The sequence below is a fragment of the Flavobacterium sp. A45 genome, assembly GCF_002001005.1.
Classification (GTDB): domain Bacteria; phylum Bacteroidota; class Bacteroidia; order Flavobacteriales; family Flavobacteriaceae; genus Flavobacterium.
This window is the reverse complement of record NZ_MUNX01000108.1, coordinates 20,495-27,253: the sequence shown is the minus strand read 5'-3', so window position 1 is coordinate 27,253 and position 6,759 is coordinate 20,495. Positions and strand designations below refer to the sequence as shown.

The 6,759-nt window shown below is 34.1% G+C and carries 7 protein-coding genes; 3 read left to right on the top strand and 4 right to left on the bottom strand.

Annotated features, from left to right (window positions below):
• A partial coding sequence (gene pruA, locus B0E44_RS14070) for an L-glutamate gamma-semialdehyde dehydrogenase (RefSeq protein ID WP_077376469.1) occupies positions 1-1,178 on the top strand: 1,178 nt, incomplete at its 5' end.
• 135 nt (positions 1,179-1,313) lie between these two features.
• Here pruA and B0E44_RS14065 read toward each other — a convergent pair.
• The 3 genes from B0E44_RS14065 to rsmG are packed head-to-tail and all read right to left on the bottom strand — an operon-like array spanning position 1,314 to position 3,163.
• Positions 1,314-1,775, bottom strand: coding sequence for a hypothetical protein (locus tag B0E44_RS14065; RefSeq protein ID WP_077376464.1), 462 nt, complete (start codon positions 1,773-1,775; stop codon positions 1,314-1,316).
• Positions 1,776-1,818: 43 nt separating this feature from the next.
• Positions 1,819-2,493 (bottom strand): DUF2490 domain-containing protein, encoded by a 675-nt coding sequence (locus tag B0E44_RS14060; protein ID WP_077376462.1) that lies wholly within the window; start codon positions 2,491-2,493, stop codon positions 1,819-1,821.
• Between the two features lie 40 nt (positions 2,494-2,533).
• Positions 2,534-3,163 carry a 16S rRNA (guanine(527)-N(7))-methyltransferase RsmG gene (gene rsmG / locus B0E44_RS14055; protein WP_077376459.1) on the bottom strand — a complete coding sequence of 210 codons (630 nt, stop codon included), beginning with the start codon at positions 3,161-3,163 and terminating at the stop codon, positions 2,534-2,536.
• Positions 3,164-3,270: 107 nt separating this feature from the next.
• Between rsmG and B0E44_RS14050 the strand changes: the two genes are divergently transcribed.
• Positions 3,271-4,362 carry an acyl-CoA desaturase gene (locus B0E44_RS14050; RefSeq protein ID WP_077376456.1) on the top strand — a complete coding sequence of 364 codons (1,092 nt, stop codon included), beginning with the start codon at positions 3,271-3,273 and terminating at the stop codon, positions 4,360-4,362.
• 41 nt (positions 4,363-4,403) lie between these two features.
• Positions 4,404-5,609 carry a pyridoxal phosphate-dependent aminotransferase gene (locus tag B0E44_RS14045; protein WP_077376453.1) on the top strand — a complete coding sequence of 402 codons (1,206 nt, stop codon included), beginning with the start codon at positions 4,404-4,406 and terminating at the stop codon, positions 5,607-5,609.
• A gap of 279 nt (positions 5,610-5,888) precedes the next feature.
• Here the strand turns inward: B0E44_RS14045 and B0E44_RS14040 are convergent, their stop codons facing one another.
• Complete coding sequence (locus B0E44_RS14040; RefSeq protein WP_077376450.1) at positions 5,889-6,755, bottom strand: AraC family transcriptional regulator; 867 nt, start codon at positions 6,753-6,755, stop codon at positions 5,889-5,891.
• Between the last annotated feature and the right edge of the window lie 4 nt (positions 6,756-6,759).

The following is a 6,759-nucleotide window of genomic DNA, read 5'->3' as shown; positions in this document are numbered from 1 at the left end:
TCAACGTAGAATTTATGACTCAGATTTATGCTGACCAGCCAAAATCGTCCTCTGATATGTGGAACCGTTTAGAATACAGACCTCTTGAAGGTTTTGTATACGCAATAACTCCATTCAACTTTACTGCTATTGCTGCCAATTTACCTGCAAGTGCTGCTATGATGGGGAATGTTGTAATTTGGAAACCAAGTGACAGTCAAGTATTCTCTGCCAAAGTTATTATAGATGTTTTCAAAGAAGCAGGAGTTCCCGATGGAGTTATCAATGTTGTTTTTGGAGATGCATTAATGATTACTGATACTGTTTTGGCAAGTCGTGATTTTGCCGGAATCCACTTTACAGGTTCTACTCATGTATTCAAAGATATTTGGGCAAAAATTGGAACAAACATCCACCATTACAAAACATATCCAAGAATCGTTGGAGAAACAGGAGGTAAAGATTTTATCATTGCTCACCCAAGTGCCAACCCAAAACAAGTGGCCACAGGAATTGTTCGAGGCGCATTTGAATTTCAAGGACAAAAATGTTCTGCTGCTTCAAGAGCTTATGTACCACAAAGCTTATGGCCAGCTATTAAAGAACAATTGATTACCGATACAAAATCAATGAAAATGGGTTCTCCAGAAGATTTCAGCAACTTTATTACTGCTGTAATCCATGAAGGCTCTTTTGATAAATTGGCTAGCTATATTGACCAAGCCAAAAAGGACACTGATGCGGAAATTATAGTTGGTGGAAATTACGACAAATCTGTTGGATACTTTGTTGAACCAACAATAATCGTAACTACAGATCCTCATTATTCTACAATGGAAACCGAATTATTCGGACCTGTTATGACGATTTATGTTTATGAAGACGCTAAATGGTCTGAAACATTGAAATTAGTAGATTCAACATCTGAATATGCTTTAACTGGAGCCGTTTTCAGTCAAAATCGTTATGCTATAGAAGAGGCTACAACCGCTTTGCAAAATGCTGCCGGAAACTTCTATATCAATGACAAACCAACTGGAGCTATCGTAGGAATGCAACCATTTGGTGGAGCAAGAGCTTCTGGAACTAACGACAAAGCTGGTTCTGCATTGAACTTATTGCGTTGGGCTTCTCCTAGAACTATCAAAGAAACATTTGTAACTCCAACTGATTACAGATATCCGTTTTTGGGAGAATAGCTTTTAGTCACAAAATTGAAAGTCTAAAGTCGTAAAAGACATTATAAACAATAAAACCCCACAAGATTCAAATAATATTGAAGTCTTGTGGGGTTTGTCTTTAGAAATAAAATCAGTTTAAAAAAACTACATTTTTTATTTCTTTTCTACTTTATTTATCTTTTCAAAAACAAATTCTGAATTATCGTAGTCCATCTGGACATCTTTCGAAAAAAAATGAACATTCATCAGACTCATTGCTAATCCTTTACCCCAATAAATCTTATTCCCTCTTCTTAACAAAGCAATTGGAATTATATTATTATTTCCACCGTAAGTAACATAATTGTACAACCCCAGTAAAGTATCTCCAGAAATTTTACCTCTTACATCTCCAGAATCTTTCCCTACTGTCCCATATCGTATCTCGTATTTTCCAGTGAAATGTTTCTCTGTCAACGATAATGACAAAAAAGCAGTATCATTTCCATTTATAGCTCGATAAAAGCTCTCATTTTTCTTGAATTTATTTTCTTTATTACAACCATACAATAGCGATACTAAAAGAATAAAAAACAAAATAATTAAATTAGGCAATACCTTTTTTCCTTTATACATAATTTCATAAAATCATTTTATCAAAAAAATAAAGCATAAAAACCTAAAAAGGCAAACTATTAAAAAACATAATTTGAAATTGGGTTCTACTTGAGTTCGACAAGATTTGTGACATCACACCCACTTCCATTTTTAAACTTTTATTAAAACAATAACCAACACCTCCATAAATACGGTCTCTGTCAAAATAATTGGCTTCAGTATTGATGAAAATTTCATTATATGCAGAAGCATAAATAGCATTTTTATCCATTACCTTTTTGTTAATTGGAATATTCAAAGACAGAAAATAACGCAAACGCATCTTGAAATTTTCATCAATAAATCGCTGCTCAAAACGGTATCTATGCTGAATATTTACTCTACCAAATTGCTCTTTGGTAATAAACTGCTGAAATATTCTATGCTCATCAGTTTTAAACTTATCATCTGTTCCAGCAATATAAGGTTCTGAATGGATGTAAGCATATCCCAAAAGTACATTGTTATTGTTTTCGGACAAATTATATCCAATCCCTGTTCTTAAAAGCAATTGCTCTAAATCTCCTGCAAAATTATAATTTCGATATTGCACTTCATTGTGAAAATTCCATCGATTATTTATTTTTTGATTCCCAAAATACAGAAACCAATTTCCTACTTCTGAATCTTGTGCATTACCATTGGCTGAAATAAAAAACACGAACAATAAGCTCAATAATTGTATTCTCTTAATCATTTATTTATTTTTAAACTTAACTAAATTATTTTCAACAAATTTACACCACAAACTTCAACGGCAAGTGAACCACTTTCTTGGTTTCGAAAAACTCATCTTCGAAGAAATCAGAAATATTGTATTCGGTTGCTTTAGGAAAATCTTTCAGTTCCTCAGTTAAATCACCACCCTTTAGATAAAGAATTCCATTTTTCAATTCGTGCTTATTTTGCTTCTTGATTTTGGTTTTTATCCAAGAAACAAAATCAGGCATATTAGTCACCGCTCGGCTTACTATGAAATCAAAATCTCCTTTTACATTTTCGGCACGAAGTTGTTCGGCTTTTACGTTTTTTAATTCTAAAGCTTCGGCAACAGCTTTGACCACCCTTATTTTTTTGGCAATTACATCAATCAAATAAAAACGCGTTTCTGGAAAAAGAATAGCTAATGGAATTCCTGGAAATCCACCACCGGTACCCACATCCAACACATAAGTTCCGGGTTCAAACTTATTTACTTTGGCAATGGCCAATGAATGCAATATATGTTTAGTGTACAATGAATCAATATCTTTACGTGAAATAACATTGATTTTTTCATTCCAATCGTGGTATAAAAAATCCAATTTTTGAAACTGTTCTACCTGAATATCAGATAGATTAGGAAAATACTTTAGAATCTCGTCCATCTTAAAAATTTTTAACAAAAGTACTGCTTTTAGCTTATAAATATTTAACTCAATATTGTATGTTGAAAATTTATATTAGTTACCTTTGCAAATATTCAAAAAATTATATGAACAATACCGCACCTACATTTGCAAAACAAGACAATTTGAAGTTCTTTAGAACTCTTAATTCACGAGTTAACAGCTATTTTAAAGAAAATAATATTGAGAAAACTGGAAACTGGAAAATCCATTTGAAGACCGTAATTCTCTTCACCGTTTTTCTGGTCCCTTATTTTCTGATACTTACTTTAGACATGCCTTTTTGGGCTCATCTTCTATTAACTATCGTTATGGGAATTGGGATGGCCGGAATTGGAATGAACGTAATGCACGATGCCAATCACGGATCTTATTCAACCAAAAGCTGGGTTAATAAATTTATGGGTGGAACTATATATGTATTAGCTGGAAACGTACACAACTGGCAAGTACAGCACAACGTTTTACACCATACTTACACAAATATAATTGGTCACGACGAAGACTTGGAAGCAGGAAGAATCATGCGTTTTTCTAAAGAAGCAGAATGGCATAAATTCCATAGATTTCAACAGTATTATGCTGTGTTTTTATATGGTTTATTGACTTTCAACTGGGCCATTACTACCGATTTTAAACAAATGCGCAATTACCTAAAAAGAAAATTATCTTATGGTGAACCAAAAAGCCCAAAAGTACTTTGGACAACACTAATCATCACAAAAGTAATTTACATAGCTATTTGGATTGTTTTACCAATTGTTATCGGAATCACTTGGTGGAAAGTTTTGGTTGGATTCTTTATCATGCACTACACTGCTGGATTAATCCTAAGTATTGTGTTCCAATTGGCACACGTAGTTGACGAAGCTGCCAATCCACAACCAAATGAAACTGGCGAAATGGAAAACACATGGGCAATACACCAATTGTTTACCACAGTTAATTTTGCACCAAAAAACAAAATTGTAAACTGGTACACAGGAGGATTAAACCACCAAATTGAGCACCATATTTTCCCACACATCAGCCATGTTCATTATGGAAAAATTGCAAAAATAGTTAAGGAAACAGCAAAAGAATGCCAATTGCCATATTACGAATACAAAACAATGACAGCTGCTGTTGTTGCCCATTTCAAACATTTAAGAACATTGGGACTAGAACCCGCACTATAATAATTATCTAAAAAAAGAATAAACCAAAAAATTACAATTTAATGAGCAATCCACTTTCAGACAGAATTAACAATTTAGCCACATCACAAACATTAGCGATGGCTGCTTTGGCTAGAGAATTAAAAGCACAAGGAAAAGACATTATCAGTTTAAGTTTAGGAGAACCAGATTTCAATACTCCAGATTTCATCAAAGAAGCAGCTAAAAAAGCTATCGATGACAACTACAGTACGTATTCTCCAGTTGACGGATATGTTGATTTAAAAGAGGCTATCTGCAGAAAATTCAAAAGAGACAACGGATTAGATTACAAACCATCACAAATCGTAGTTTCGACAGGAGCAAAACAATCATTATACAACATTGCCCAAGTAATGTTAAACGATGGTGACGAGGTTATTTTGCCTGCACCTTACTGGGTTTCTTATTTTGAAATCGTAAAATTATCAGGTGGAGTTCCTGTAGAAGTTCCAACTTCTGTAGATACAGATTTCAAAATCACGCCAGAACAATTAGAAGCTGCTATCACGCCAAAAACAAAAATGATGTGGTTCTCTTCACCTTGTAATCCTTCTGGATCTGTTTACAGTAGAGAAGAATTAACAGCTTTGGCTAAAGTATTGGAAAAATACCCAAACATATATGTAGTTGCTGACGAAATCTATGAGCACATCAATTTCTCAGGAACTTTCTGCAGCATCGGGTCTATTCCGGGAATGCTGGAAAAAACAATTACTGTAAACGGAGTTGCTAAAGCTTTCGCAATGACAGGATACAGAATTGGTTACATTGGAGCACCTGAATTTATTGCTAAAGCATGTACAAAAATTCAAGGTCAAGTAACATCTGGAGCAAATTCTGTAGCGCAGCGTGCTACAATTACTGCAGTAGATGCTGATCCAAGCGTATTAAACCACATGGTTCAAGCTTTCCACAGCCGTAGAGATTTAGTTGTTGGATTATTGAAAGAAATTCCAGGAATCAAAATCAACGTTCCAGAAGGAGCTTTCTATGTATTCCCAGACGTTTCTTCTTTCTTCGGAAAAACATTAAAAGGAACATTAATCAAAGATGCGAACGATTTCTCTATGTATCTTTTGGCTGAAGCTTGCGTAGCAACTGTAACAGGAGACGCATTTGGAAACCCAGATTGTATCCGTTTCTCTTACGCAACAAGCGAAGACATTTTGAAAGAAGCATTAAAAAGAATCAAAGAAGCAGTTTCATTTACTGAAGTTCCTGCATAACACATAGTTTTTTCTTAAAGTTTAAAATAGCTTAAGGTTTAAAGTTTTACCGCTTTAAATTTTAAGCTATTTTTTTATGGGGTTCCCTGCGGGGCGGGCTATACGCTATAAACGAAGTTCACTGAACTCCTATAAAAATAAATGTTAAGTGAAGTAATCTTTTATTTAAAGAAAAAAAAATAAAAAGATTTCCCCTTCTATCCCTAACCCAAAAAACAAAACAAGACATTACAGTTTTCAAAATAAAACCTCCAGTTTCAGACTTCTTCATCTCAAAACTCAACTGTTTTTAGAAACCCTAAAAGCCGTCGGCGTCATTGCAGTATGCTTTTTAAACAAACGCACAAAATAGGAATAGTCATCGAAACCCAACGCTGATGCAATTTCGTTGACTGTTCTTTTTTTATCCATTAGCATCCTTTTGGCTTCCAGGATAATTCTGTCGGTAATAACCTGTGTGGTTGTCTTTTTTAGGATTTCATTGCATATCCTATTCAAATGTTTCAGAGTAATATGGAGTTGTGATGCATAAAAAGAAGGCGCTTTTTCTGTCCAAAAATACTTTTCCAAAAGCACATCAAAATCTTTGATTCTCGAATTATAAGAATGTGTTTCCAGAACATGAGTTTCATTATACTTTCTGGCAATTTCAATATGAATACTATCCAATAAGTTTATAATCTTGTCCTGCTTCATCATTTTATTCCCTTGATATTCAGTAAGCATATTATAGAAATAGGGTTTAATATCTTTGACTTCTTTAGCACCCAAAACCATTTCGGGCGAATTTTCCAACGAATGGTAAAACGGATAAGAGTCAATTGTTTTTTGTCGAAAATAAAGATTATACATTTCCTGAGAATAAAACACCACAAACCCGTCAATATCCCCCGACAAATTCCAGTGATGCATTTGTCCAGGTTGTAAAAAAAACATACTCCCTGGCTGAATCCCAAAAGTATCAAAATCGATGTCATGCGTCCCTGATCCATTGGTAAACAGAACCAGCACATACGAATTATGTCTATGCGGTTCTTCGACAAAACTGTGATTTACTAAGTGATTTTTGAAGGTGTTTATATAGAAATCACTGTTGACATCATTGCAGTTAAACCGCTGTATGGAATAAATTGGATATTTGCTCATAGTT